The sequence below is a fragment of the Planococcus sp. CAU13 genome (assembly GCF_000775575.1).
Lineage (GTDB): Bacteria > Bacillota > Bacilli > Bacillales_A > Planococcaceae > Planococcus.
In genome coordinates this window covers 16,470-42,213 of record NZ_JRGN01000238.1, presented here as the reverse complement: position 1 = coordinate 42,213, position 25,744 = coordinate 16,470, and the positions used below count along the sequence as shown (strand labels likewise).

21 protein-coding genes are annotated in these 25,744 nt (G+C 45.5%); 16 read left to right on the top strand and 5 right to left on the bottom strand.

Translation table 11 applies throughout. The features are described from left to right. Positions 1 to 283: 283 nt before the first annotated feature. The 3 genes from KW93_RS11300 to KW93_RS11290 form a co-directional block, all read right to left on the bottom strand. On the bottom strand, positions 284 to 3,475 hold the full coding sequence (locus tag KW93_RS11300) for an efflux RND transporter permease subunit (RefSeq protein WP_033543118.1): 3,192 nt from the start codon (positions 3,473 to 3,475) through the stop codon (positions 284 to 286). A gap of 12 nt (positions 3,476 to 3,487) precedes the next feature. Beyond that, the gene (locus tag KW93_RS11295; protein ID WP_033543117.1) at positions 3,488 to 4,306 is read right to left on the bottom strand and encodes a TetR/AcrR family transcriptional regulator; all 819 of its coding nucleotides are present in this window, start codon (positions 4,304 to 4,306) and stop codon (positions 3,488 to 3,490) included. A 281-nt stretch (positions 4,307 to 4,587) separates the two neighbouring features. Continuing rightward, positions 4,588 to 5,055 carry a competence protein ComK gene (locus KW93_RS11290; RefSeq protein ID WP_033543126.1) on the bottom strand — a complete coding sequence of 156 codons (468 nt, stop codon included), beginning with the start codon at positions 5,053 to 5,055 and terminating at the stop codon, positions 4,588 to 4,590. A 239-nt stretch (positions 5,056 to 5,294) separates the two neighbouring features. Between KW93_RS11290 and KW93_RS11285 the strand changes: the two genes are divergently transcribed. Next, entirely contained in the window at positions 5,295 to 5,801 is a 507-nt protein-coding gene (locus KW93_RS11285; RefSeq protein ID WP_033543116.1) for a sigma-70 family RNA polymerase sigma factor, read from the top strand. Between the two features lie 2 nt (positions 5,802 to 5,803). Here the strand turns inward: KW93_RS11285 and uvsE are convergent, their stop codons facing one another. Continuing rightward, positions 5,804 to 6,685, bottom strand: coding sequence for a UV DNA damage repair endonuclease UvsE (gene uvsE / locus KW93_RS11280; protein WP_033543115.1), 882 nt, complete (start codon positions 6,683 to 6,685; stop codon positions 5,804 to 5,806). 98 nt (positions 6,686 to 6,783) lie between these two features. On the opposite strand from uvsE, the gene KW93_RS11275 reads away from it, so the two are divergent. After that, positions 6,784 to 7,272, top strand: a complete 489-nt coding sequence (locus tag KW93_RS11275; protein ID WP_033543114.1) for an SRPBCC domain-containing protein — start codon at positions 6,784 to 6,786, stop codon at positions 7,270 to 7,272. A 79-nt stretch (positions 7,273 to 7,351) separates the two neighbouring features. Here KW93_RS11275 and KW93_RS11270 read toward each other — a convergent pair whose 3' ends face one another. After that, positions 7,352 to 8,101 carry an NRDE family protein gene (locus KW93_RS11270; RefSeq protein ID WP_033543113.1) on the bottom strand — a complete coding sequence of 250 codons (750 nt, stop codon included), beginning with the start codon at positions 8,099 to 8,101 and terminating at the stop codon, positions 7,352 to 7,354. Positions 8,102 to 8,309: 208 nt separating this feature from the next. Here KW93_RS11270 and KW93_RS11265 point away from each other — a divergent pair, with 208 nt between their 5' ends. The 14 genes from KW93_RS11265 (at position 8,310) to KW93_RS11200 (ending at position 25,705) form a co-directional block, all read left to right on the top strand. Continuing rightward, positions 8,310 to 9,989: a putative bifunctional diguanylate cyclase/phosphodiesterase gene (locus KW93_RS11265; RefSeq protein ID WP_052131576.1), complete on the top strand. Its 1,680-nt coding sequence runs from the start codon at positions 8,310 to 8,312 to the stop codon at positions 9,987 to 9,989. A 116-nt stretch (positions 9,990 to 10,105) separates the two neighbouring features. Then, on the top strand, positions 10,106 to 11,773 hold the full coding sequence (locus KW93_RS11260; RefSeq protein WP_033543112.1) for a diguanylate cyclase domain-containing protein: 1,668 nt from the start codon (positions 10,106 to 10,108) through the stop codon (positions 11,771 to 11,773). 288 nt (positions 11,774 to 12,061) lie between these two features. Next, entirely contained in the window at positions 12,062 to 15,367 is a 3,306-nt protein-coding gene (locus tag KW93_RS11255) for an ATP-binding protein (protein WP_033543111.1), read from the top strand. A 22-nt stretch (positions 15,368 to 15,389) separates the two neighbouring features. Beyond that, positions 15,390 to 16,085: a response regulator transcription factor gene (locus KW93_RS11250; RefSeq protein ID WP_033543110.1), complete on the top strand. Its 696-nt coding sequence runs from the start codon at positions 15,390 to 15,392 to the stop codon at positions 16,083 to 16,085. A 136-nt stretch (positions 16,086 to 16,221) separates the two neighbouring features. Further along, a complete protein-coding gene (locus tag KW93_RS11245) occupies positions 16,222 to 16,644 on the top strand; it encodes a DUF4870 domain-containing protein (RefSeq protein WP_235318406.1) in 423 nt (140 codons plus the stop codon). A 47-nt stretch (positions 16,645 to 16,691) separates the two neighbouring features. Beyond that, positions 16,692 to 17,480, top strand: coding sequence for a YveK family protein (locus KW93_RS11240; RefSeq protein ID WP_033543109.1), 789 nt, complete (start codon positions 16,692 to 16,694; stop codon positions 17,478 to 17,480). Continuing rightward, on the top strand, positions 17,467 to 18,117 hold the full coding sequence (locus KW93_RS11235; RefSeq protein ID WP_327078718.1) for a CpsD/CapB family tyrosine-protein kinase: 651 nt from the start codon (positions 17,467 to 17,469) through the stop codon (positions 18,115 to 18,117). Before KW93_RS11240 ends, KW93_RS11235 begins: the two co-directional genes overlap by 14 nt. Before the next feature lie 35 nt (positions 18,118 to 18,152). Next, positions 18,153 to 20,015, top strand: a complete 1,863-nt coding sequence (locus KW93_RS11230; protein WP_033543107.1) for a polysaccharide biosynthesis protein — start codon at positions 18,153 to 18,155, stop codon at positions 20,013 to 20,015. A 33-nt stretch (positions 20,016 to 20,048) separates the two neighbouring features. Beyond that, positions 20,049 to 21,230 carry a phenylacetate--CoA ligase family protein gene (locus KW93_RS11225; protein ID WP_033543106.1) on the top strand — a complete coding sequence of 394 codons (1,182 nt, stop codon included), beginning with the start codon at positions 20,049 to 20,051 and terminating at the stop codon, positions 21,228 to 21,230. 18 nt (positions 21,231 to 21,248) lie between these two features. Next, positions 21,249 to 22,448: a DegT/DnrJ/EryC1/StrS family aminotransferase gene (locus KW93_RS11220; RefSeq protein ID WP_052131575.1), complete on the top strand. Its 1,200-nt coding sequence runs from the start codon at positions 21,249 to 21,251 to the stop codon at positions 22,446 to 22,448. 76 nt (positions 22,449 to 22,524) lie between these two features. Continuing rightward, a complete protein-coding gene (locus KW93_RS11215; protein WP_033543105.1) occupies positions 22,525 to 23,676 on the top strand; it encodes a YeiH family protein in 1,152 nt (383 codons plus the stop codon). A 198-nt stretch (positions 23,677 to 23,874) separates the two neighbouring features. Further along, a complete protein-coding gene (locus KW93_RS11210) occupies positions 23,875 to 24,627 on the top strand; it encodes a polyphosphate polymerase domain-containing protein (RefSeq protein WP_033543104.1) in 753 nt (250 codons plus the stop codon). A 13-nt stretch (positions 24,628 to 24,640) separates the two neighbouring features. After that, on the top strand, positions 24,641 to 25,318 hold the full coding sequence (locus tag KW93_RS11205; protein WP_235318405.1) for a DUF4956 domain-containing protein: 678 nt from the start codon (positions 24,641 to 24,643) through the stop codon (positions 25,316 to 25,318). Positions 25,319 to 25,375: 57 nt separating this feature from the next. After that, a complete protein-coding gene (locus tag KW93_RS11200) occupies positions 25,376 to 25,705 on the top strand; it encodes a hypothetical protein (RefSeq protein WP_033543102.1) in 330 nt (109 codons plus the stop codon). The last annotated feature ends 39 nt before the right edge of the window (positions 25,706 to 25,744 follow it).

Genomic DNA, 25,744 nt, shown 5'->3' with positions numbered 1-25,744 from the left:
TTTGGGGTGCGGTTGGAAGATCATACGGGTTATTTTCAGGTGAAGTTTACTGTTATTATAAGTAGTAAATATATATGTATAATTTTTCCACCGAGTTGTTGCGATTTTCGAGAGTTTAGTTGCTTTCTTAAACCATTTAGTTGCGGTTACACTAAAATCCACCCACAAAAATAGGAGCCCTCCGACCGGAGGGCTCCATCCATCTTGCACTTGAATTTGAACTTAACTTTGAAATCAAATCCAACTATTTCAATTTAAACTTACTCTATCACTTCATAAAAATTTATTCCCCGTTCAATTCTTTCCGTCTGAACTTCGCTGTCACTTCATAAACAATCGGCACGATGACCAATGTCAATAAAGTGGAGCTGATGAGTCCGCCGATAACTGTGATGCCGAGTGCCTGTGAAATCAGTCCGCCGCCATCGCCTTCTGCACCTATGGCAAGAGGGATGAGTGCGCCGATAGTGGCGAGGGCAGTCATCAGGATTGGACGGAGACGTGTCACGCCGCCTTCAAGAAGGGCTTCGCGCGTGGAAAGACCCGCTTTTTCACTGTGAATGACCCGGTCGATCAATACAATGGCATTCGTGACTACGATACCGATCAGCATGAGTACACCGATCAATGCGTTGACACTTAAAGCTTCACCAGTTATCCAAAGCGCCACGAGCACGCCGATTACAGTGAACGGCAGGGAGAACAGGATGGCAAATGGTGCAAGTGCTCCGCCAAATGTTACGACCAATACGAAGTATACAATGGCAATGGCTGCAAGCATTGCCATGCCAAGCTGTGTGAATGATTCATTGATCTGTTCCGTGATTCCGCCGTGGTCAGTTGTAATACCGGCTGGCAGTTCAAGTTCTGTAATTTGTACGTCAATGTCAGCTGTGATTTCAGCTGCGTTATTGCCGAGCACTTCTGCAGTAAGAGAAGCGTATATCTGGCCGTCGCGGCGGTTGATCGTATCAGGGGATTTTCCTTCTTCGACTTCCATCACATCGCCAATCGTAACTGTAGTCCCCAGTGCAGTTGGAATTTCAACGCTTGTCACGTCCTCGATGCCCGCGTACTCAGTTTCTTCCGTTTCAATATAAACGTTAATTTCTTTATCTTCATGCTGTACTGTCGTCAAGACTGGAGCTTCACCTGCATCGCTTAATGCCATGCCGATCTGTGCAGCAGTCAAGCCGTTTTCACTTAAAGCCTGCTGGTTCGCAACTAATGTAAATTGATCATAAGCTTCCGTCAGGCTCGAATCTGTATTTTCAAGGCCTTCATGCTCTTCCATGAGGGGCTGGATCTGATCCATCGCTGCCTGGATTTCTTCCAGATTGTCGCCGTAAATGAATAATTCAATTCCGCTTGCGCCCATCGCAGCAAAATCCAAACTGCTCCATTCGCCTGCTTCAGTCGAAGCATTCAAGTCTTCAATCAATTTCGTGCTTTCATCGCTGAAGTTTTCAAAATCAGAGCCATATTCAATATAGAACAATGCGGAATTGTCTCCGCCTCCACCCATCGCTGTCATCGGATTGCCTCCGCCAAGCGAGTACTGGTACGATGTGACGCCTTCGCGATCGGCAATTGCAATTTCAGCATCAAGCGCGATCGCTTCGACGTCTTCACGCGTCTGGCCTGGCTCCGGGCTGTATGTGGCCATGACCATTTTTTGTTCCTGTTCCGGCAGGAAAGTGACGCCGATTACCGGCAGGATGAATAAACTCGCGGCAAGAAGAACAGTTGCTCCGCCGAATGTAATGATTTTGTGGTTCAGTGACCATTCGAGGATGCGTTTGTAACTGGCTGCCATTTTGCCGGGTTTATGCTCTTTTTTGACGCCTTTAGCGGCACCCGGTTTCAGCAATTGCTTGCGGTACATCAAATGCGCCATCATCGGCACGATGGTAACTGCCACAACCAATGAAGCAGACAGTGCGAATACCATTGCAAGTGCGAACGGCAGGAATAATTCACCGATCTGCCCGCTGACTAGAGCCAGTGGCAGGAACACGGCAATCGTTACAACAGTCGATGAGAAAATTGGAAGGAACATTTCATTCGTTGCTTCGCGCACCAACTCTTTGCCGCGCAATTTTTCACCCGGTAAGCTCATGCGGCGGTAAATGTTTTCGATGACAACGATCGAGTCATCGATGACCCGACCGATTGCGACCGTCAATGCGCCGAGCGTCATGATATTCAAGGTGATGTCCATTTGATTCAACAGGAATATCGCCATCAATAAAGATAAAGGAATCGAGATGATGGAAATCAGTGTCGTTTTAAAGCTGCGCAGGAACAGCAGAATAATGGCCACTGCGAACAGGATTCCAAACATGGCCTTGCTGAGCATCGTTTCGACGGACTGCTCAATCGGTTCAGCCTGGTCAAAAGTAGTAGCCACAGTCAAGCCGTATTCTTCTTCGACTTCAGCAACGATATCTTTTACGCTGTTTGCAACTTCAACTGTGTTGGCATCCGGTGCTTTAACAATGGAAACCCCAATCGATTCTTCTCCGTTTGTACGGGAGATTGATTCGGCTTCGCTCACTACTTCAATTTCAGCCAATTCACTTAATGCAATTGTCGGAATGCCGGCAGCTGCCGGCGTTTGCGGTGCAGACGGTGTTCCGGCAGGTGCTTCAGCCGGCGGAGCCTCAGGAGTCTGTCCAGGAGCAGGGGCTACCGGCATTTCACCAGGTGCCCCTGCTCCTGGAACCTGCTGCGGAATTGCTGGTATCTGCAGATTACGCAGATCATCGACAGTCGTGATGTTGCCGTCGATTACAAGGTTTTTAACTTCTCCGCCGAATTCAGTCAGTCCAAGCGGGAATGTCAGATTTGATCCCTGTATCAGTTGCTGGATCGTCTCCTCATTCAAACCGAACTGAGCCAATGCTGCTTCATCAAACGTCATGCTGACTTTTTGCATGCGCTGACCGGAAACCTGTGCGTCCGATAATCCTTCAACTCCTTCAAGCAAAGGCAGGACATTGTTTTCCACAGTTGCAGTCAATTCTTCCAGCGAACTTCCTGAACTGCTGATGCTGAGCGCCAAAATAGGGAAAGCATCAATACTCAGACGTGAAACTTGCGGTTCATTTGCTGCATCCGGAATTGAAATCTGCGATAAGGCATCTTCCAGTTCGCGGACGGCTTCATCCATGTCCACTTCAAAAGCGTATTGGACTTGAATAGTCGAGGCATTGGCCATCGAAGATGACGTTGTCAGCTCCACGCCATTCATATTCTGGATGCGCTGTTCAAAAGGAACAGTTATTTCTTCCATCACTTCATCCGGTGCAGCCCCCGGATAGACGGTCACAACGGTGACAGCCGGTAAAGTGATGCTTGGAATAGACTCCTGTTTCATTGTCAGCCCCGCGTAAAGGCCAGCCACAACGACCATGATCGTCAAAATCCAGATGGCGAATTTATTGTTCAATGAAAAATCGATAATCTTCTTCAACCTTGACACTCCTCAGTGATGATTCTTCAACAGAAGAACTTCTTTTTCAATTTGTTTTTCCTGCATCAAATAATTGGCCAGCACTTCGATAAGGAAGTCGCGTGGTTCATCCTGCTGCAGTTCCTGTCGCAATAAATCCAGCGAGGACAGCAATTGGGCGGTGTTTTTCGAATACAGCTTAATTTTTGTTTCAATATCGGCAAATAAGCTGTCGAGCGAAAAATCATCTTCATCTTTTTCTGTAATGACAGCTTCCATCGATGGAAGCTGCAGCACAATCGCTTCTACGGAAGAGGCGATGAACCGGCTCAATTTATCGATCGATAATTGACGGTTTTCAAGAATGATGGTGATCATGTATTCCTTCAAAACGCCTTCGACAACAATCGTCATATCCTCTAAAAATGGCTCAATTTCCACGCCGAAAGCTTCCAGCAGCATATCTTTATGGAATTTTGAAGAAGAACTCCGCATATCTTGCATCAACGAAGTAAGCTGCTCATTGTCTTCTGTAGGCATATCCTTGAATACCATGATGAAAAAATCCCGGTCAGCAAGAATGCTTTCAAGTTCAAAAGCCAATTTCTTCGCAAAAGCTTCCTTGGGTGTGAGGCCAGCGGAAATCTCCAGGCGGTTCAGGCCATGCAGAGTTTCAGCCTGGTACCGTTTCAGGATGCCGACCAATAAGCTTTCCTTGGAATCGTAATGCTTATAGAACGCGCCTTTCGATATATCCACAGCATTGGCGATTTCCTGGACCGAAGTCTGATGGAAACCTTTTATAGAAAAGAGGTGTACTGCAGCATTCATCAATTCCTGTTTTTTATCCATGGATTTCCTCCTTGTAACTCATTAGTCACAAAAAGTGACTGATTGGTCATTAGTAAAATCATAGAGTTTTTAAATGTCAAAGTCAATTTGATCCGTCTGGTATTTTATGTAGATTTTGTGACTGTTTGATCGTCACTGCTGTTCCGTAAATTACAAAAAAAATTAAACACTGCCGTCGGCATAAGAACCGGAATATAGATAAAAAGAGCCGAAACTCAACATGCTGATTGAGTTTCGGCTCTTTTAATTGTTTCCTGCTCTTAATATTTCCCAGGAAATACCTAGTTCTTCTGCCTGGCCTTCACGGTTGTGTAGAAATACAGCATTTCCGACATGCGCATCTTTTGTTTTTTCAGGATGTTTATCGACACATTGACGTCGATATGCACATCCCACCGGTCGTAATGGACGCGGGTACGGTTTGGTCCCAATGATTCAAAGCGGTTGTCATGGTTGAGGATCCATACACAGTCCGGATTGGAAGGTGAATGTGTGGGATAGCCAGACAAACCTTCCCAGATGAATAATGTGGTTTTCTTGAAATGCTTCAGGTTATGCCGGTTTGCTTTGATCCTGCCTTCGTAAGTTGAGGCAGACAGCATGCATGCTTTATCGATCAGCGACAAAACGGAGTCACGTGAATAATACACGCCATGCTTCGTTACAATTTTTGATTTCTTTTCAGTTTCAAAAGCGGATAGAACGAATAACACGGATTGATCGATAAAATGTTCATCTTGTCTCTCCACCAACTTACACCTCTTTCTGGTTACATGAAAATTTTACCATTCATCCGATATGCAGGCAATAGCCATTATCAGAAAATAATATGTTTTTAGTTTTTTCATTTTTTCTGCCGAAAAGTTCCCGTCAGCCGTACTAAAAGTTTGTCTGCCGGTAACTGTCTGTACGTCAGCTGGCTTACAACCTCGCCTTCTTCTATTCTGAGCTTACCCGGGAATAAACGAACGTTCAGAAGGAATAAAACATGGCAGATTTTATTGGAACAAAAGGTTTTGAGGAAGTTGATGCGCAATATGCGCCGATGATTTCAGCGCTGATCAGGAAGATGCATATTTACCGTGACCATGAGAATTATCGCCAGATAGGAAAAGTTGCGCTTTGGCAGGCATGGATCCGATTTGACGGGGATAAAGGGGATTTTACGCCTTTTGCCTTCAGGACTATACATGGTGCGATGCTCGATGAATTGATACGGGAAGGAAGATACTCCAGGATTTTTCTTCTCAGTGAAGGAAAACATTTTGAGGAACTGGAAATGCCGCTTGAGGAGAATGAGCTGCCAGAATGGATCGGATCCATCCCTTTAAATGGGAAGGAACGCAGATTGCTGCATGAATTATTTGTTGAAGATAAAGCCGTCAGACAGCTTGCGGAGCTGTACGGAGTCTCAGTCGCAGGAATGAAAAAAAGAAAGGCGCGCCTGCTGGAAAAGATCAGAGAAGGCGCGCCTTTCGGGAATCGGAAAAGATAATATTATTTTTTCGCCTTTTCATTCAACAGCTTCAGGAAAGGCAGCACCGACTGCTCTTTCAATTTGGCTTCGAACATGATATCAGCATCTGTGCCGCCAAGCAGCAGGAGCAGCTGTTCGAAATCAGCTTCCGACACCAGTTCATGATGGCGAAGATCCGTAAAACCTTCCTTGCCTGTGCTGATGTGGATTTTCGGTGTGCCGTATCCTTCCCAGGTTGCGAGAATTTCGGCGAAGTCGACAGAAGTCCCGTCATTATTGCAATTATGATGGTGGATATCAAAACAGATAGGGACGCCGCAGAGTTTATGGACATCCAGGACATCACGTATTGTAAAAGTTTTATCATCATTTTCAAGGCGGATCCGCCTGCGGATCGCTTCCGGCAATGTCAGATACGTGTCGGCAAATTGCTGTTTAGCTTTTTCTTTATCACCATAAGCTCCGCCGGTATGGATGATGATATCATTGCCGCCAAGGAGCGATATCAGTTTTTCATGGTAATCAAGGTCCTGTATCGATTTCTCGACAACTTCAGGTTTAGGCGAATTCAATACGGTATATTGGCCAGGGTGGACGGAAACCCTCATCTGATGTGTTTCCACGATATCACGGATCTGCCCGGCAATAAAAAGAAAATCGGGATCTTCCCACCAGATCCAGTCATTTATGGGATGTGTCGAAAGTGGGACAATTGAACTCGATGCGCGGTAAAAATAAATATCGTTCGCCAGATTCCAATTGATGATATCCAATGTCGTCTGCATATTTTTCAGGGCCAGTTCTTTGATCTTGCCTGTGCCTTCGGCTTCGGCAGTAGCAACACGCAGCGTACGGAACACACTCTTCAATTCTGTATTCATGCATGCATATCCAAGTCTCATCAGCTTCAACTCCTTAAAATAGCTATACCCGAAACTTTGTTACATTATCCCCGCGCAAGGGTATAATTACAGATAGATAAGAAGATGGAGGGATAGCGATGAGGGCAGAAATCACGCAGCTGGACAGAGGCTATAAAGCGGTTTTCGTTCGGCAGCCGGCTCACGGAACCAAAGAAGTATGGAGTATGCTTACCGACAACGATAAATTAGCCGGGTGGTTTGATGAATTGCGTATGGATGAGGCGCGCAAAGGAGGCCATCTCATTTTTGATATGGGTGATGGAAATAAGGAACAGCTGGTCATCACCGATTATGAAGAAGGCCGAGTGCTCGCTTTTGAATGGTGGGATGATCATATCCGTTTTGAAGTGGAAGAGGCAGGTGATGGCAACAGCACATTGCGCCTGGTTGAAACAATTGAGCGCATCACACCGCAGACCGCGAAGGATCTCGCGGGCTGGCATGTCTGCCTCGCTGTGATTGATGCCATTTTAAACGGGGATAATATCAACCGCGATCAGGAATGGCAGCACTGGCATGAAGAATACAAACGACTGCTCGACAGCATGACAGTGGAATTTGAATAAAGTTCATAATAAAAATCCGGCCCTCTGCAGAAAAGGGCCGGATTTTATTTTGTTGAACAGGTTTTTAACTGTTCTTTGCCTAAAAGCGGAAAATGTTCTGTAATGAGAACTCGCCCTTTTCATAGGTTCGCTCCGCGAAAGTAATATTATTTTCATAATCCACCAGCAGGACCGTCGCCGACCTGGTTCCGTAATCCGGCGTTTTAATGAATATCGGGGACAGGATCCGTTCGAATTCCAACCCAACGCCCGTCACTGGAAGATGCGGATCGGCAGCCTGTTCCGCGTCCAGCAGCAGCTCAAATAAATCGTCTGGATCTGCTTCGGGTGTATTGTCCAAATAGCTTTCCAGGCGGGACTTGCCTTTAACGACTTTTGGCCAGGGAGTGTTCAGGAAATGATTGCTCAAGCCGTGGATTCCGGGACTGACATCAACGATTTCCTGCTGGAGATTATTGTAGTAAAATAGCTTTTCTGTATCACCAAGCAGCACATTGAAACCAGTATAGGCATCGGGCTCGAGAGCTTTCAGAAAGTTTTCAGGGTTTGAATCGGAAGCCAGATAATCCCGGACCAATGCACCGCGGGAAATCTTTCCGGTTTCCGGCAGAGACGGATCACGGAAATTGGTCAGGGCTGCAAAGCGTCCGGACTTTGTGACGCCGAGCCATGTCCCCATCTGCGACAGGTCACGCCCGGCAAGAATTTCAGGATGATCTTCCCAGAAATGAGCCTGGAGAGCCGGCCGCCCGTAAAATTCATCGCGATTTGCAGCGACCACTAATTTATAGTGAGGATGTTGTCTGTATTGAAAATTAATCAGGCACATTGCGGCACCCTCCTTTTTGTCTATATTATATAGAAGAGTTTCAAAGCAAGAAAGGTATAGAAACTGACTTTTCATAATAGTTCATTGTAACCGTTTAATTTCTTTATTTTAGGTATATAATTACTATTCACGGTATATTTTACTGTTTTCCTATAAGGGAAAATTTGTTGGATAAGAATTCATGCCAGGGATATGGGAGAGTGCGAAAGTGAAGAAAGAAACGCCGGCAACAGGCACAGGCATTGGCACCATTAAAGCAGAGAGCGTGCTGGAAACCATGACAGACGGTTTTTATTTACTGAACAATCGATTGGAATTCAATTATATAAATGAAGTGGCGTGCCGGCTGATTGGCAGGGAGCCGGAAGAAGTCCTGGGCAGGTATATTCTCGATATTTTTCCGGGTTTTGAAGAAAGTGAAATTGCACAGCGCATAAAGCTGGCCAGACAAACCAACGAAAAAATAGAATTTGAAAACCATTTTGCCGATTACGGCGGGTGGTTTCATATTAAGCTTGTTCCGGTAGAAAATAGAGGATTGGCGATTTACTGGCAGAATATTGATCAGCAGAAGAAGCTTAAGGAAAAGCTGACGGATTTTGCTTATTTTGATTTTTTGACAGGGTTGCCCAACCGGAGGAAAATGACGGAAATCGCTCTTTCGCTTAAAGAGAAAGGAAAAAAATTTTCCTTTTTTTACCTCAATCTCGACAACCTGAAGTTCATCAATGCACTTTATAATTACTCTTCAGGCGATAAAGTGATTGTGAGTGTTGCGGAAAGGCTTCGGACATTGACTGATAAACGCTGTCATGTGGGCCGGCTTGAAGGAGATGAATTTATCATAATCCTGGAATCCGCGCCTCGTGAACGATTGGAAAAGATGGCAGAAAAACTTTTGGACCTCTTTAAGGACCCTTTTCCGCTTGCTGATTTTCAGTCAGCCTATGTTACCGCGAGCATCGGAATTGCCTGCATTCCGTTTGATACGAAAAGGTTGAGGGATCTTGTTCCTTATGCTGAAACTGCCATGTATGAAGCGAAAAAAATCAAGGGGTCGTCGTATGCATTTTATCGGCCAGCCATGACGGCCGAGCGCGAACGGCGGGTGTTGATTGAAAAAAGCCTGATGGAATGCCTGGAAAATTCAGGATTCTATTTTACTGTTCAGCCTCAAATTGCAGACGAAGGCATTAATCTTTCCGGAATCGAAGTTCTTGCCAGATGGAAACACCCGGTGCTGGGGGAACTGTCGCCGCTTGAATTTATCGAAGTGGCTGAGCAATCGGGCACGATTGCCCATTTGACAACTCATTTATTGCACGGAGTATTGCAAGTAATTAAAGACTGGGAAAAACGTTATGGCTGGAACATCAAAACGGCGATTAATATGACACCTTCACTGCTGGCAAATCCTGTTTTCTTCGATGAATTCTTCCGGCTGCTGGAGCATTACGATGTCTGTCCGGCGCTGCTGGAAGTAGAGCTGACTGAACATGCGGAAATGGCTTATTCGGAAACGACGATGAGGAACCTTGAAATGTGCCGGGAGAAAGGAATTTCCATTGCCATCGATGATTTTGGCACTGGATTTTCAATGATTTCATACCTGACCCAGTTTCCCATCAATAAAATAAAAATCGACCGCTATTTCATCCGGAAGATAGGTGAAGATGTGAAATCGGAAGCTGTGTTGAAATCGCTGATCCACCTGGCCCGAAGTATAGAATGTGAGCTGTTGGCAGAAGGGGTAGAAAGACCCGAAGAAATTTTATTTCTAAAAGAAAATTCCTGTACAAATTTCCAGGGCTATTATTATGATAAACCCTTAAAGCTGAAGGACTTTGAAGAAAAATATCTGATGAAAAACATAATTTCCATTCTATAAGTAGTTTAAGAATTAATGGGACTAATGGTTTATTTTAAATTACAATCTGTTAAACTGGAATATAGCAGAGCAGCAGATTCAGAGAATTTACGAACAGGGGTATGGGGGGCAGTTATATGATACAGGGGATTGCAACATTATCTTTGGAGAAAGCTTTAATAGACGGAATCCAGGAAATGATTTTTATTGTCCGTGTGGAAAAAGAAGGGATGTATTATGAATTCATGAATCAGTCGGCTATGGCCCACACTGATTTGGATTTATCTGCTATAGGAAAAACGTTTCATGACATGCAATCCAAAGAGATGGCGGACATGATGAGTCTGCAATATTCCAGAGTAGTGGACAGCGGCAGCCAAATCATTTATGAAGACAGCTACGTCGATCCTGAGGGGGAATTGCGATTTTCAAAAACATGCCTGGCCCCAATGTTCGACGGCAAAGGCAAGCTTACCCATATCGTCAGTATGGTTCAGGATATCACCAATGAAGTCGTGGCCAAGCAGGACAGCATGGAAGCATGGAAAAGCCTTGAAGAGAGCCGCTCCTTGTACCATTCGCTATTTGAGCATAATGGGGATGCGATTTTCACACTGGATCTGAAAGGCAATATAAGTGGGGCAAATCCCATCGGACAAATGCTCAGCGGACATACTATGGAAGATTTGATTGGCCGGCGTGTGGTTGATTTCGTTGTGCCTGAAGACCGCTGGAGAACGATGAAAAATTTTCGGAAAGCAAAAAAAGGAATCTTTACGAACTTCCGCATCACCATTACCCAAAAGAATCAGGAGCGTCTTGGAGCCCTGGTTAAATTCATCCCCATTAAAATCCAGGAAGTGACAACCGGTTTTTACGTCCTCCTGAAAGATATGCGGGAATTGGATCAGATGGTTGATCTGTACATGGAAAGCGAAAAGAACTTCCGGGTTATTGCGGAGAATGCCAATGATGTAATCATCCTGATCAATCACCTTAAAGATTATCTGTATATTTCACCTTCGCTTGAAGATGTATTCGGATTTTCTCCTGATGAGTATAAAACGACGGACGCCTTTTACAATATTCACCCGGAAGATATCGGGCAATTATACGGTACATTGAGCGCATCCATAAAAAGCGGCGAAGTCTGCAAGATCCGGGTTCGTGTGGGCCATAAGAATGGTGACTGGATCTGGTCCGAGCTGAACGGCACCCCTGTTTTTGATGATAATGGCAACTACAGCCACATGGTCATGATTGTACGGGATATATCAATCCAGAAAGATTACGAAACCAAACTGGAATTTTATGCTTATCATGATCCTTTGACAGGATTGCCGAACCGCCGTTATTTTCAGGAATCATTGGAAAAAGCTTTGGCCGGCTACCAGACGAAAGGCGAAAATTTTGCGGTGTTCCTTCTCGATATTGATAAATTCAAAGGGATCAATGATAAATGGGGACATGAAATCGGCGATGCTGTAATCCGTGAATTCGGTAAACGATTGAAAGCAGGTATTTATAAAGAAGATCTCGCCGCCCGTCTCGGGGGAGATGAATTCATCATTCTCCTGCCAGGCGTCGATTCTGAAAAATCCGCCACACTTGTCATGAATAAAATCCGGGAAGCTATGATGCAGCCATGGGAGCTCGAAGGAATCACGCTATCGGTTTCCACCAGCATCGGCATGACGCTGCCGGATAAAAATTCAACCATATCGTCCATCCTGAAAGACGCGGACAAGGCGATGTATGCAGAGAAGAACCTGAAACAGAATAAGTCCCATCAAGACCGTCTCTGAGGCATGCCGCCTTGGGACGGTCTTTCTGTTTAATTAAGACAAATATAGGTATAAAAGAATATTTGAATATTCAGAATTAAATTTATTCACATTTAATAAGCTTAATGATATGATATGCAATAGCGAGAGTCCTGCTAAATAACCATTATATGTAACAATTAATTTATAATAATCCCATATTGTAAGCAGAAAAGCACGTTATATTTGAATTTGGATACCACATTTACCATAAAAATATAATAATAACATTAATTATTTGAATTTTTAGATAAATGAGGTGTATATTGGATGGGCAAGTTCTACATAAAGAATATCTTAATCATAAGAATTTTCTCGGTGCTGCTGTTAGTGCTGCTGCTGGAGGTGCCGGAAAAAGAAGAGGCGCCGCTTGCCATTCATAACGGCGCAGTTGAGCTGAAGGAATCCGTTGATAAGGTATCTTTGGATCAGTTTCTCTTCATCTTAAAAGACCCGGAAGACAGCTACTCCATTGAAGAAGTGACAGCTCCTCCCCTGCACTGGAATTTTATGCCGAATGCTGAAGGCATCATAGCCAGGGGGGATGCGGAAACTTCCTACTGGGTCCAATTCAATGTCATTGATAATGCGGAAGAAACAGAATGGCTCCTGGAATTGCCGGTCTCTTCATTGGAGCAGGCCGTGCTGTATTCGCCAGATTCAGATGGGGGCTTTGCCGCTCAGGGAGCTGGAAGGGAAATACCTGAGACCGATTCAGGATACCACCACCACCACCCGGTTTTTGATTTGAATTTTGAAGGTCGGGATGCAGCCACATTTTATCTGTACTTTAAATCCGACAGTCCTTTGCAGCTGCCCCTTACCCTATGGAGCAGGGATGCATTCGAAGTGCATTCACAATCAATCACCGCGCTGGCCGGCTTGCTTTACGGCATCGCGCTTGTTCTGTCTGTCTATTATCTCAGCCAGTTTATCCGGCACCGCCAACGGGTTTACCTGTATTTTCTCTTGTTCGGCGCATCGGTGTTCTGCAGCCTTATGGCTTTGGCTGGAATGACACTTTCCCATATATGGCCGGATTCATCCTGGTTTGACGGAAGGCTTATTTATGCAGGCATTGGAATCATCAGTATCTTTGCCTTGCTTTACACAGAAAGTTTTCTGGATACAAGGCGCCATTTTCCAGTTTCCAGAAATTTCATAAAAGCGATGGTGTGGGCGAATGCGGCTTTTATTGTATTACTGCCCGTTTTCGAGGAATTCTTGAGCCTGCTCCTGCCGGTCTCGCTGATCGCCAGCGCTGTACTGATGCTCACTGTTTCTGCGGCCAGCTGGAGCAAAGGAATAAAATACGCGCGTTATTTTACAGCTGGATCTGCACTTTTCCTGATCGGCTCCGGAATTTCCTTTGTCATGCTGTACGGCATTTCTTATTTAAGTACAGAAGCGAAAAATGTCATATATCTTACAGTCGGAGCTTCTGTGTTCCTTTCCGCTTTTTCTTTATCCGACAAAGAAGCTTCCAAAATTAATGAAAAAATTAATCGGGAGAAGAAAGCCGTTGAACGGCAGCGCCTGGAGATGGAGTCGTTAAAACATGCCAACGAACGCAAGGACGAATTATTGGCAATCACCTCACATGGGATGCGCACCCCTCTGTATGGCATGATTGGAATCGCTGAAACGCTGCAGGATTCGAATTTAGGAAGAATGTCGGCTGCCGCAGGCCATCAGTTGGGGGCAATCGTATCAAATGGAAAAAAACTTGCACATATGATCGATTCCATACTGGACTTTTCCAAGCTGAAGCAAAATTCCCTTGAAATACATGTAGAGCCTGTGAATCTGCACGATCTGACAGAAAATGTTCTTGAAATTTGCAGGCCATTGTTGAAAAATCCCGAAGTGCGGCTTTATGAAACGGTCCCGCACAATCTGCCGGAAGCCATTGCAGATCCGGATCGATATCAGCAGATTTTATATAATCTTGTGGAAAATGCCATTGACCAGACAGTATCAGGGGAAATCGTCGTATCAGCAAAGAAAGCGGGCAGGCATATACAAGTGTCTGTCAGGGATACCGGCAAAGGCATTGAACAGAATAAAATCCCTTCATTGTTTGAAGCTTTCCAAAAAGACGGCGACTGGGGAAAAGGCGGGGAGGCTGGCACAGGAATCGGTTTGAATATCACGAAACGCCTGGTGGAGCTTCACGGAGGATGGCTGAAAGTGGAGTCATCTCCTGGAGCGGGATCCACATTCAGTTTTACATTGCCTATTTATATGCCTGACATTGGCGAAACGATTGACGAAACGCAAATTCCGCTGATTGAAGAGTTCACTGCCGCGGATATTGCCGAGACGGTTACCACCAGAAGAAAAAGCACAAGCCAGATACGCGCCCTTGTTGTCGAACGTGAGGAAGTTAACCGGCAGCTGCTTATTTATCAGCTGGAAAGGGAAGGCTATTCAGTATTTGGAGCAGGCGGCGGGATGGAGGCAATTCGTTTATTGGAAGATCTGCCAATCGATCTGGTGATTCTTGACTGGGCTTTGGAGGATATGAACGGAGACGAATTGTGCCGGCATATCCGGAAAGAACATACACTGACAGAATTGCCGATTCTCATGCTTTCCGACAGGCCGGGGCTGCGGGAAAAAACGGATGCGTTTACAGCCGGAGCCAATGATTATCTACTGAAGCCCTGCGACAAGGAAGAATTTCTTCTGAGAGTCGATACGCTGGCGAACCTTCGGACTTTAACGCAGGAAATCACAAACATGAATTACTTTTTGGAGCGGAATGTCAAAGAGCGCACAATGGCGCTCGAAATCACCAATATGAACCTTGTGACGGTCAATGACGAGATTCAGGAAATTGAAAAATCACGCAACGAAATGCTGTCCACGATTTCCCACGAATTGGGGACGCCGATCACATTGATCCACAGCTATATTCAGGCTGTAAAAGAAAGCATCATCGATGAGAAAAATCCGCGTTATCTGGATATGATCCACAACAAACTGGTGATGCTGGAACGCCTGACAGAAGATCTGGTGGAACTGGCGAAATATAAATCCGGCAATATGACGCTCCGCTTTGAAAGTGTAAGGCTTGGAGACTGGCTGGACAGACTGATTCAGGGGATGGAATCGGACGTTACCCAAAGTGGAAGGATTTTCGAATATATCGATGCTGGAAAAGAACCGGGGCAGGAAGATTATGTCCTGTCCATAGATGTAAGCCGGGTGGATCAGGTGTTTTCGAATATATTATGGAATGCCGTTAAACATACTTCATCAATAGATGGGAAAATTTCCATCAGCACAGAAATCCTCAGCCGCGGTAAAGAGGGAGATGCTTTTAAGGCTGGCGATTTTGATGGTGAAGTGATCATCAAAGTCTCCGATACGGGGAACGGCATTCCGGAAGATATACTTCCACATATTTTTGACAGGTTCTTTAAAAGGGATGTACCGAATAAGCAGCAGGGCAGCGGCCTCGGTCTCGCAATTGCCAAAGAAATCATTCTGTCGCATAAAGGTGAAATCTGGGCGGAGAGCGAGATTGGAAAAGGAAGCACATTTTATATTTCATTGCCTTTTACATTATAAAAACATTACCGGAGGGGATTGCATGAGTGGAGCTACTGTAATGATTGTGGAAGATGAGGAAGGCATCCGTGAATTGATCAGGCTTTTTCTGATGAAGAAAGGCTATCGCATCGTAGAAGCGGAAGATGGCTATGAAGCGATGGACCAGCTGGCAAAAGAACAAGTCGATATCATCCTGCTCGATATTGAAATGCCCGGAATGAACGGGTTGAAAACCTGTGAACAGATCCGCCTGCAGACCAAAGTGCCGATTCTCTTCATCAGTTATCTGAAAGATTTGAATCATAAAATCCAGGGACTGGATGCGGGCGGCGACGATTACATCACAAAGCCCTTTGACTTCAATGAACTCGAAGCCCGCATTAAAGCCATTCTTCGCCGCAACGGCTGGAGCAATGGAGAAGAGGATAAATTGGCCGTTCTGGAATATAAGGACCTTCAAATCCATTTGGACGCCAGGGAACTTTACATCAGCGGCAAACCTGTAAAACTGTACCATAAAGAATTCCAGCTTCTGCTGCTGCTGGCCCAGACACCGAACAGGGTATGGACCGCTGAACAATTATATGACCGTGTGTGGGGTTACTATTCGGAGGGCGACATCCAGACCGTCAAAGTGCATATCAGCAATCTTCGCAGAAAAATGGAAAAGGATCCGGCCAAGCCGGATTACATCCGGACAGTCAGGGGATTCGGGTATAAATTCATAGCCCAATAAAGGAAAGTCCAAAAACAGGCCGAGAAATTTTCGGCCTGTTTTTAAATTTTCTGAATAAAAAAACCGGTTTAACTTACTTTTAACCTTTTCAATTTAATATTGGCATTAATGAATGAAGAAAGAGGGAGGAACTAACGTGATTGAAAACAATTTCAAACTGCCGGACGAGAAACGGATACAGGATTTCGAATCCCAGACAGTCTTTAAACGTCCGCAGCATACCAATATCCGGGTGCCGGCGGGAACGTCACTCGGCTTAACGGAGAACATTGCCGGTTCACTGACCTATCTGTTCGGATTCATTTCCGGCTTTATCATGCTGCTGGTGGAGCGGGAAAATCATTTTGTCCGTTACCATGCCCTTCAATCCATTTATATTTCAATCGTATTCTTCAGTGCCTATTTTTTGCTGGGCCTGATACCGGTACTTTCCTGGCTGATAAGTATGGTGCTGGCACCTGCGGGACTGGTGCTGTGGATAATTCTGATGATGAATGCCTATAAAGGGAGATATTCGAAGATGCTTTATATAAGTGATTTCGCCAATAAACAATTATAAATTTCAGCACATGATTCCCACTCAAACTGAAACCAGAGGTGCATAAGATGAAAAATCCGTTAAATATTCTGGAAGTCCTGAAAAGTGTAAGGCAAAGAATTCCGATGATCCTGTTATTGGCCATCGCCTTTGTGGCCATAAGCGGAGCAATCAGCTATACGGTCATCCAGCCTGTGTATCAGGCATCCACACAAATCCTGATCAACAAAAACGACACCAGCGCACAGGAGTTCACCACTCAGGACATCAACACCAATATCCAGCTGATCAGCACCTACAGCCTCATCATCAAAAGCAAGGTTATCCTGAATGAAGTCATAGATGAACTGAATCTGAATGAAACATACCAATCGCTCAATGACAAGATCTCAGTCAGCAATATTGAAAGCACGCAGGTGATAAACATCGATGTTACAGACCCTGATATTGAAAATGCTGTTTTGATCTCCAATACGACGGCATCCATATTTCAGGAGAAAATTCCTGATCTGATGAAAGTGGACAATGTCAATATCCTGGCAACAGCGGATGTTGGGGAAAACGTAGTTCCGGTAAGGCCGGATCCTCTTGTGAATATGATGTTGGGTGCGCTGCTCGGCCTGCTGTTTGGAATAGGCTTGTCGATTCTGATGGATCAGCTGAACACTACAGTCCGAACAGAAGAAGATATTGAAGAAATTCCTGGCCTTCAGGTCCTTGGGATTGTCAGTAAAGTGACTGATATGAGAAACAGCAGAAGAGCAGAGCATCCTTATAATGGAAAGGAGCTGGAAACATATGGTGAACAAGAAACAGTCCAGACGGCAAGCCGGGCGAAAATTGGTGGTACGTACTGATCCCCATTCCATAACAACGGAACAATACCGCACAATACGCTCCAATATCATGTTTTCCTTACCGGCTGATGACATGAAGACAATCCTTTTCACTTCGCCATCGAAAGAAGAAGGGAAATCGACGACTTGTGCAAATATGGCCATCGTCTTTGCAGAATCGGGAAAAAAAGTGCTGTTGATCGACGCAGATATGAGGCGTCCAACCCTGCACCATACGTTCCATATGAGCAATAAATCAGGACTTTCCAATCTGCTGCTCCGAAAAGGGCGGCTGGGTGAGTCAGTGAGAAGAAGCGGAATCAATAATCTGGACCTGCTGATGTGCGGCCAGATTCCCGGCAATCCTGCAGAACTGCTGCAATCTCCAGAAATGGATGCTCTTTTGGAAGAGCTGAAAAGCAGATACGATCTGATCCTCATAGACTCACCTCCGCTTCTTGCGGTGGCAGACTCAAAAATCCTTGCCAATAAATGCGATGGATCTGTTCTTGTGGTCAATACTGGAAAAACGGAAAAAGCCAGTGTAGTCAAGGCCCGGGATGCTTTAGTGACAGCAAAGGCATTGATTCTCGGTGTGGTGATGAATAATTTCGACCTGGCGAAAAACCATATGTACTATCAAAATTACGGCAATTAAATTCTGAAAATGGAAGATGAGACGAGGTAGTGATAATGGGTATTAAAAAAAGATACATTTTATTATTCACATTCGATTCACTGATTCTTCTTTCATCCATATTTCTCTGTTTTCTTTTCCTGTATCCGTATGAGAATGTCTTTATCGATGAAATACTGCTGATCAGCATGACCACGCTCTTCATCGGTTACCATTCTTTCGCCTGGCATTATGGACTCTACAAGAAAATGTGGATATATGCCTCCATTGAAGAGCTGAAATCACTGGTTAAAGCGATTACGCTGACTTTGTTTGTCACAATGGTGATGCAGTTCATGTATTCGGGGCAGCTTTATACACGCACACTCATGCTGACGTGGATGCTGCTGATCCTGTTGCTTGGTGCTTCAAGGATTTCACTTCGACTGTACAATGACTGGACGATGAACCGGAAAACATCCGATAAGAGCCGCACTTTGGTAGTCGGAGCGGGACAGGCGGGGCGGATGATTGTACGCCAGATGCAGCAGAACCCTGAATGGGGAAGAGACCCGGTGGTGTTTGTTGATGACGATCCTAAAAAATGGGGACTGGAAGTATACGGGCTGCCGGTTGTGGGACGGCTGAAAGATATACCGGAAGTGGTGAACCCTTATAATATCGATCAGATTGTCATAGCGATCCCGTCCATGTCAAGAAAAGAAATGGCTGAACTGACTAAACTCTGCATCAGTTCGGGTGTTAAAACTCAGACTATCCCCCGGATAGAAGATCTGATGCTCGGAAAAGTCACAGTCAATGACATACGGGACGTAAAAATTGAAGACATTCTGGGCAGGGAAGAAGTAAAACTGGATATGGATGCGATTAAAGAGAAACTGAAAGGCAAGACGATCATGGTCACTGGCGCGGGAGGATCCATCGGTTCTGAAATCTGCAGGCAAATCGGGAATTTCAAGCCGGCAGCCATCCTGCTGCTCGGGCATGGTGAAAACTCGATTTACAATATAGACAGGGAGCTGCGCGCGAAGCTTCATAAGAACATAAAAATAACGCCGATCATAGCAGACGTCCAGGACCGTGAACGGATCTTTGCCATTATCGAACAATATAAGCCGGACGTCATCTATCATGCCGCAGCCCATAAACACGTACCGTTGATGGAGGCCAATCCGTTTGAAGCAGTGAAGAATAATATTATGGGTACAAAAAATGTTGCGGAAGCCGCGGATGCTTCAGGAGTTGGAAACTTTGTTCTTATTTCAACCGACAAAGCGGTCAATCCACCGAATATAATGGGCGCAACCAAACGTTTTGCTGAAATGATCGTCCAGAATCTTGCGAGGAAAAGCGATACCACTTTTGCGGCTGTCCGTTTCGGCAACGTACTTGGTTCCAGAGGGAGCGTCGTGCCTTTATTCCGGGAACAGATTGCCCTGGGTGGCCCGGTGACCGTGACTGATCCTGAAATGACCCGCTATTTCATGACGATTCCCGAAGCTTCACGGCTCGTGATTCAAGCCGGATTATTGGCTTCAGGCGGTGAAGTATTTGTCCTGGATATGGGCGAACCGGTAAAAATCGTGGAGCTGGCGAGAAACATGATCCGGCTCTCCGGCTATGAGGAAAATGAAATCAAAATTCAATATACAGGTATGCGTCCGGGCGAAAAACTTTATGAAGAGCTGCTTGATGACAGTGAAATACAGTCCGAAAAAGTATATCCCAAGATCTATATTGGAAAAGCGACGCCAATCAGTGAAATGGAATTGTCGGAAGTGCTGAACAGACTTCCAGAAATGAAGGAAGAAGAAGTGAAGGAGAAACTGTTAAGTCTGGCAAACCGAAAGCAAAAGCCGGCGGAAGAATTGCTTGAAAGTCCTGAAAAGCAGTGGAAACCGAAAGAGGAGTTTGCATGATACATTTTAAAATCAGTCTAGGAGGAAATGCGGATGCGTAACCTGCAAAGTCAAATATACGAAAATATGCCCATCTTTTTCCAAAATGCTTTGACAAGCTGGAACGGCTACCGCAAAACGCGCAGCCGCTACGGCAGTCTGTATTATTCCTTTCTGATCGAACTGGAGAAACAGCAGTATCTGAATGAGCACCATGCGAAGAATTACCAGGCCCGGGAACTGCAGCAGCTTCTTCGCTATGTTATGGAAAAAAGTCCATTCTATATGGAATTCTACAAACAGATCGACATTGAAAAAATCAGGACAATTGAAGATATGAGAACATTGCCGGTATTGGATAAGGAAACATTGGCACAAAACATCCATAAAATTTATACAGTGACTGAACAATCGGCTGCGGAGATTGAAGTAAGTGCCGAAAAGGGAAATGCGCTGAAAATATTCTATACAAAAGAGGATGTTCAAAAGAAAAAAGCATTCCTGGATTTTTTTAAAAAACAGCATGGGGCCATTAATCTCGAGATGAAAAGAGCTTCTTTCAATTCCCAGCGCATCATACCGGAAAACCAGAACATCAAAATATTCTGGAGAGACAATTATTTTGTCAGGCAGCGGATTTACTCCAGTTTTTATTGCACGGAGGAGAATGCCGCAGCCTATATCGAAAATCTGGAAAAATACAAACCGGATTTTATCGACGGTTTGCCTTCTGCAATCTACGAACTGGCTAAATACATCAACCGCAATAAACTGATTCTGTCATTCAAACCGGCAGCCATTTTTCCTGTAGCCGAATCCATTCCTCCCCGTCAGCGCAAAGAAATTGAAGAGGCTTTCGATTGCCCGATGAGAGACCGCTACAGTTCAGCAGCGGCGGCTCCGTTCATCATGGAATGTGTGAAGGGGAGAATGCATTACAATCTCTATTCAGGAATCATCGAAAGCACTGATGAAGGGAAAATGATTGTGACAAGTTTCAATAGTTACGGGACACCATTGATCCGGTATGACAGCGGCAACAAAGTCGAACTGGCCGAAATGCAAATGAGCTGCGAATGTGGTTCAGTGCACCCGGTCATTGAAAAAATAGTTGGCAGGCCATATCAGCGGCCAAGTGCAGTCAGCAAGGGAAATTTTTCAGTGGATGGTTATCCTGAGCCTGTCGAAAAATTTCCAGGAACTTTGAATAAGTTCCTGTTATTCAGAAACTTTTAAGAGAGGTGGGGGTCTTAGATGAAAATTTTGCCGTTTGCCGAAAGTGCTTATACTGCCGCGACTCCGGTACCAGTAAAGGAAGAAACAAAAATTTTCCTGTCTTCTCCGCATATGACAGGAAACGAAATGAAATATATAGAAGAAGCTTTTCGTTCGAACTGGATTGCGCCAATGGGTCCGAATGTGGACAGGTTTGAAAAGGAACTGGCCGCCTTTACAGGGGTAGAGGCGGCGGCAGCTCTGAGTTCAGGTACAGCCGCCATCCATCTGGCGTTGGATCTGATCGGCGTAAAACAGGGAGATACAGTGTTCTGTGCTTCTTTGACTTTCGTTGCGAGTGCCAACCCAATCCTGTATTTGGGTGCCGAGCCGGTATTTATCGATTCGGAAGAGGATACCTGGAATATGTCGCCCCGTGCGCTGCGGCGTGCGCTCGATGACGCCTTGGCTGAAGGCAGGCTTCCAAAAGCAGTCATTGTCGTCAACCTGTATGGCCAAAGTGCAAAAATGGATGAACTGGTGGCTATCTGCAATGAATACAAAGTGCCGGTAATCGAAGACGCCGCAGAATCACTGGGCTCCCGCTATAAAGGAAAAGCAAGCGGCTCTATCGGGAAATTCGGCATCTATTCATTTAACGGCAATAAAATCATCACAGCATCCGGAGGAGGCATGCTGGTTTCCAACAGCGCCCATGCAATACAAAAAGCAAGATTCCTGTCCTCTCAGGCAAAAGACAATGCGCCGTTCTATAAACACAGTGAAGTCGGCTATAATTACCGCATGAGCAATGTGCTGGCGGGAATTGGCCGTGCACAGCTGGAAGCCATCGATGAACGGGTGGCAGCCAGGCGGGCGGTTTATGAACGCTATGAAAAAGAACTGGGCGATCTGCCGGCAGTCAGTTTTCAGCCCGAACCTGAAGAAAGCTTTTCCAACCGCTGGCTGACGGTAATGCTTTTGGATCCAGCCCATACACGCGTGACACCGCATCGATTGAAGCGTGCGTTGGAGGCGGAAAATATAGAAGCCCGTTACGTCTGGAAACCGCTGCATACCCAAAAACTATTCGAAGCGGCCAGGTTTTATCCGCATGAGAGGAAAAACGCGGTCAGCGAAAAGCTTTTCAAGAATGGCCTGTGCCTGCCGTCGGGTTCGAATATGACTTATGAAGACCAGACGCGCGTCATCCAGGCAATCAGAAAAATGCTCCCATAACTTCCGGCTGCCCTTTAACAGGCTTTTGATGATACTATGGAAAATATAGTATTGCCTTGTACGGGGAGACGATAAAATGGTGAACAAAGAAAAAGCGAAAGAAAGCATCCGTGGAAAATTGGCTGGCCTGATATTGAGCGCGGCTGTCATGATCGCCGGAATTTATGCCGCACGGTTTATCGGCATTCTCCTGGTCACATCCGGCGTCCTGCCCGAGGGCAGCGCAAGCCCGGTATCCGGTATTTTCACGGCAATCCTGCTGGGCATCCTGATTCGAAATGGATTGGCGATTCCGGCAGTTTTTGATGCCGGCATCGATTTTGCCGTGAAATATGCGCTGCGTACTGGAATCATTCTGCTTGGACTGCGCCTGAGCATAAGCGAAGCGCTGAAACTGGGAGCCTGGGGTCTGCCGCTGATTATCGCTTGCATTTCGACCGGTTTGATCGTGACCCTTTATTTTACTGAGAAACTGAAACAGTCCAACCGTCTTGGCACTTTGATCGCCACCGGCACCGGCATTTGCGGAGTGACCGCCATCATGGCGACAGCTCCCGTCATCAAGGCGAAGGAAAATGAAATCTCCTATGCGGTTGCCAATATCACCGTTTTCGGTTTGATCGGCATGCTGTTTTATCCGTATCTTGCGCATTTCTTTTTTGAAGATAATCCTGTAAAAGCCGGATTGTTCCTCGGCACAGCCATTCATGATACAGCACAGGTGACCGGTGCGGCGCTTATCTATGCCCAATTATTTGACGCCCCGGAAACCATCGATGTCGCGACGATAACAAAATTGACCCGCAACGTTTTCATTATTGCAGTCATTCCGTTCGTATCGTATCTGTTTTTCCGTAACCGGGCGCAAATGAACGGTAAAACAGGCACTGAACTTCCGAGATGGTATAAACTGTTTCCGGTATTCATTCTTGGCTTTTTGCTGCTGTCGGTGCTGCGTTCCATCGGAGATGCAACAGCAGAGTCGGGTGGGCAGGCGTTCGATATGCTTACACCCGAAGCCTGGCAGCAATTCCACAGTTTCTGGAGTACATTCGGTTCCACCTATATGCTCGGGCTCGCCATGGCGGGCGTCGGTTTGTCGACGAACCTCCGCGCTTTTAAAGGGATGGGCATCACGCCCTTCTATATAGGATTGATCGCAGCGCTGGCCGTCGGTTCGGTCAGTTTGGTGCTGATTGCGCTATTTGGGGATTTTGTCGCGGTATGATGGTCCAATAAAATTTTTTTAACAGCAACTCTTTCCATGAGTTGCTGTTTTTATATGGCTGAAAATTATTAATGTTTATTGTATGAAATTACCGAATTATTTTCTCATCATATTCTAATATGGTTCTCAGCCCTTTCACAGAGGGCGGATATAGAGTGGAGATACAGCAATTACAAAAACGAAAAGGAGATGTCAGCAATGGCAATTGAAATTTTCAGCAGAAAAGAACAGAAGTATTTGATCAAACGCTCACAATACCATGAGCTCGTCCGTGAACTGGCTCCTTATATGCGGAACGACAAAAACGGGGTAAATGGCCGTTATACAGTCAGCAGCCTGTATTTTGACACGCTGGATAAAACAATTTATTTTGAAACGAAAAACAAGGTGAAATACCGGCAGAAATTGCGGCTGAGGGTGTATGGCGAAATCGAATCTGCCATGAAATCCTTTTTTGAGATTAAGCAGAAGCACGATAAAGTGGTGCATAAACGCCGGCTGACAATGGAGCTCGAAGAAGCGAACCGCTATCTGATGGCCGACGCCGGAGGAAATCTTTCCGGTTACCGGGTCTCCAATCTGCAGGTGCTGAAGGAAATAGATTATTTTCGGAATCTTTACGGGTTAGCGCCGGAAATGGTCGTCAGCTATGACCGGCACGCGCTCCATGGGCAGGACGATGCCAATCTTCGGATGACATTCGATTTTAATTTGCGCTGCAGAAAAGATGAACTGGATCTTGCGAAAGGTTCACATGGTGATTTTTTTATGGATGCTGATCTGGTGGTGCTGGAAGTCAAAGTCGACCACAGTGTGCCGTTGTGGCTGGCAAGAATTCTGCAAAAGCTAGAATGTGAGCAGCGGAGTGCTTCAAAATTTTGTGCAAGTACGGAAATGCTGGCTGAGGAACTTATTTTAGGTGCAGCAGAAAAAGAAACTGCCGAAATTTAAGGAGGAATAAATGATGCAAATGATCAATGATTTATTTGCAGTAGACGCAGCAACAGGAGAGGCGACGATTTTGATGAGTGTCCTGGGTATGGCAATTGCGCTTATTCTCAGCCTTATCATCACCCAGGTGTACCAGTGGACATTTACAGGTGAAAGCTATTCACAGGATTTTGTCCATACGATTGTCATGATGAGTGTGGTTGTGTCTGTTGTCATGAATGTCGTCAGCGGCAATGCCGGTGTCGCTTTTGGGTTATTCGCCGTATTCTCGTTAATCCGCTTCCGAAGTGCGGTGACAAACTCGAAAGATATCGCTTATATTTTCTTTGGCCTCTGTGTCGGAATGACTGCCGGACTGTTCCAGTTCCAGCTGGCGATTCTTTTGACTCTATTCGCGTGTACGGTTTTCTATCTGCTGTTCAAATACAATTACGGGGAAGGCAAGGATACGCAGATTTTAAAAGTGACCGTCCCGGAAAACCTGAATCATGAAAATCTGTTTGATGATATACTGGCCGCTAAGACGGAAGATTATAAATTGCGCCAGGTCGAAACGACGAACCTTGGAACGATGATTCAATATACGTTTGCGATCCGTTCGAAAAAAGGGACGAATGACCGCGACCTGCTCAATGAAATCCGGGAGCGCAATGCCAATCTGAAAGTGTCGATCGGGTATATGAAAGGCTGAAGCGTTTTTTGAACGGCAACCGGGGGTATAGCATGAATAAACAAGGAGGAGATTTCCATGGATATTAAGGCTGGACGGGATTTGCTGAAAGACAGGTACGGCAATTATTATTTCGTTTCCAATGTGTCCGGCAAGTCTCTGACAATCATCAACGCTGCACTTTTTTATGCGTTCAAACAGATGATCAACGAAGAGTTCGTTGCAAAGGCGCGGGAGATTTACCCCAATGAAATCGCCTGCGGCAAGTATTTTGCCGACCAGGTCGTACGGCATCACGAAGAATTGGAGAAGCCGGATTCTGATGGCAGCATCTATTTGATTGATGATGTGAAAGAGCATTACGATCTCCATATAAAACCGATTTACGACGACTCTTTCCATCTGTAAAGCGGAGCCCCTGCCCACGCAGGGGTTTTTTAATGGATT

What these genes read in the sequence shown, in the direction of transcription:
- KW93_RS11200 (WP_033543102.1), top strand. Translation starts at nt 25,376, where the DNA reads ATGGATATTAAGGCTGGACGGGATTTGCTGAAAGACAGGTACGGCAAT.
- KW93_RS11260 (WP_033543112.1), top strand. Translation starts at nt 10,106, where the DNA reads ATGATACAGGGGATTGCAACATTATCTTTGGAGAAAGCTTTAATAGAC.
- KW93_RS11250 (WP_033543110.1), top strand. Translation starts at nt 15,390, where the DNA reads ATGAGTGGAGCTACTGTAATGATTGTGGAAGATGAGGAAGGCATCCGT.
- KW93_RS11220 (WP_052131575.1), top strand. Translation starts at nt 21,249, where the DNA reads ATGAAAATTTTGCCGTTTGCCGAAAGTGCTTATACTGCCGCGACTCCG.
- KW93_RS11205 (WP_235318405.1), top strand. Translation starts at nt 24,641, where the DNA reads ATGCAAATGATCAATGATTTATTTGCAGTAGACGCAGCAACAGGAGAG.
- uvsE (WP_033543115.1), bottom strand. Translation starts at nt 6,685, where the DNA reads ATGAGACTTGGATATGCATGCATGAATACAGAATTGAAGAGTGTGTTC.
- KW93_RS11215 (WP_033543105.1), top strand. Translation starts at nt 22,525, where the DNA reads ATGGTGAACAAAGAAAAAGCGAAAGAAAGCATCCGTGGAAAATTGGCT.
- KW93_RS11240 (WP_033543109.1), top strand. Translation starts at nt 16,692, where the DNA reads ATGAAAAATCCGTTAAATATTCTGGAAGTCCTGAAAAGTGTAAGGCAA.
- KW93_RS11275 (WP_033543114.1), top strand. Translation starts at nt 6,784, where the DNA reads ATGAGGGCAGAAATCACGCAGCTGGACAGAGGCTATAAAGCGGTTTTC.
- KW93_RS11210 (WP_033543104.1), top strand. Translation starts at nt 23,875, where the DNA reads ATGGCAATTGAAATTTTCAGCAGAAAAGAACAGAAGTATTTGATCAAA.
- KW93_RS11230 (WP_033543107.1), top strand. Translation starts at nt 18,153, where the DNA reads ATGGGTATTAAAAAAAGATACATTTTATTATTCACATTCGATTCACTG.
- KW93_RS11255 (WP_033543111.1), top strand. Translation starts at nt 12,062, where the DNA reads ATGGGCAAGTTCTACATAAAGAATATCTTAATCATAAGAATTTTCTCG.
- KW93_RS11285 (WP_033543116.1), top strand. Translation starts at nt 5,295, where the DNA reads ATGGCAGATTTTATTGGAACAAAAGGTTTTGAGGAAGTTGATGCGCAA.
- KW93_RS11270 (WP_033543113.1), bottom strand. Translation starts at nt 8,101, where the DNA reads ATGTGCCTGATTAATTTTCAATACAGACAACATCCTCACTATAAATTA.
- KW93_RS11225 (WP_033543106.1), top strand. Translation starts at nt 20,049, where the DNA reads ATGCGTAACCTGCAAAGTCAAATATACGAAAATATGCCCATCTTTTTC.
- KW93_RS11295 (WP_033543117.1), bottom strand. Translation starts at nt 4,306, where the DNA reads ATGGATAAAAAACAGGAATTGATGAATGCTGCAGTACACCTCTTTTCT.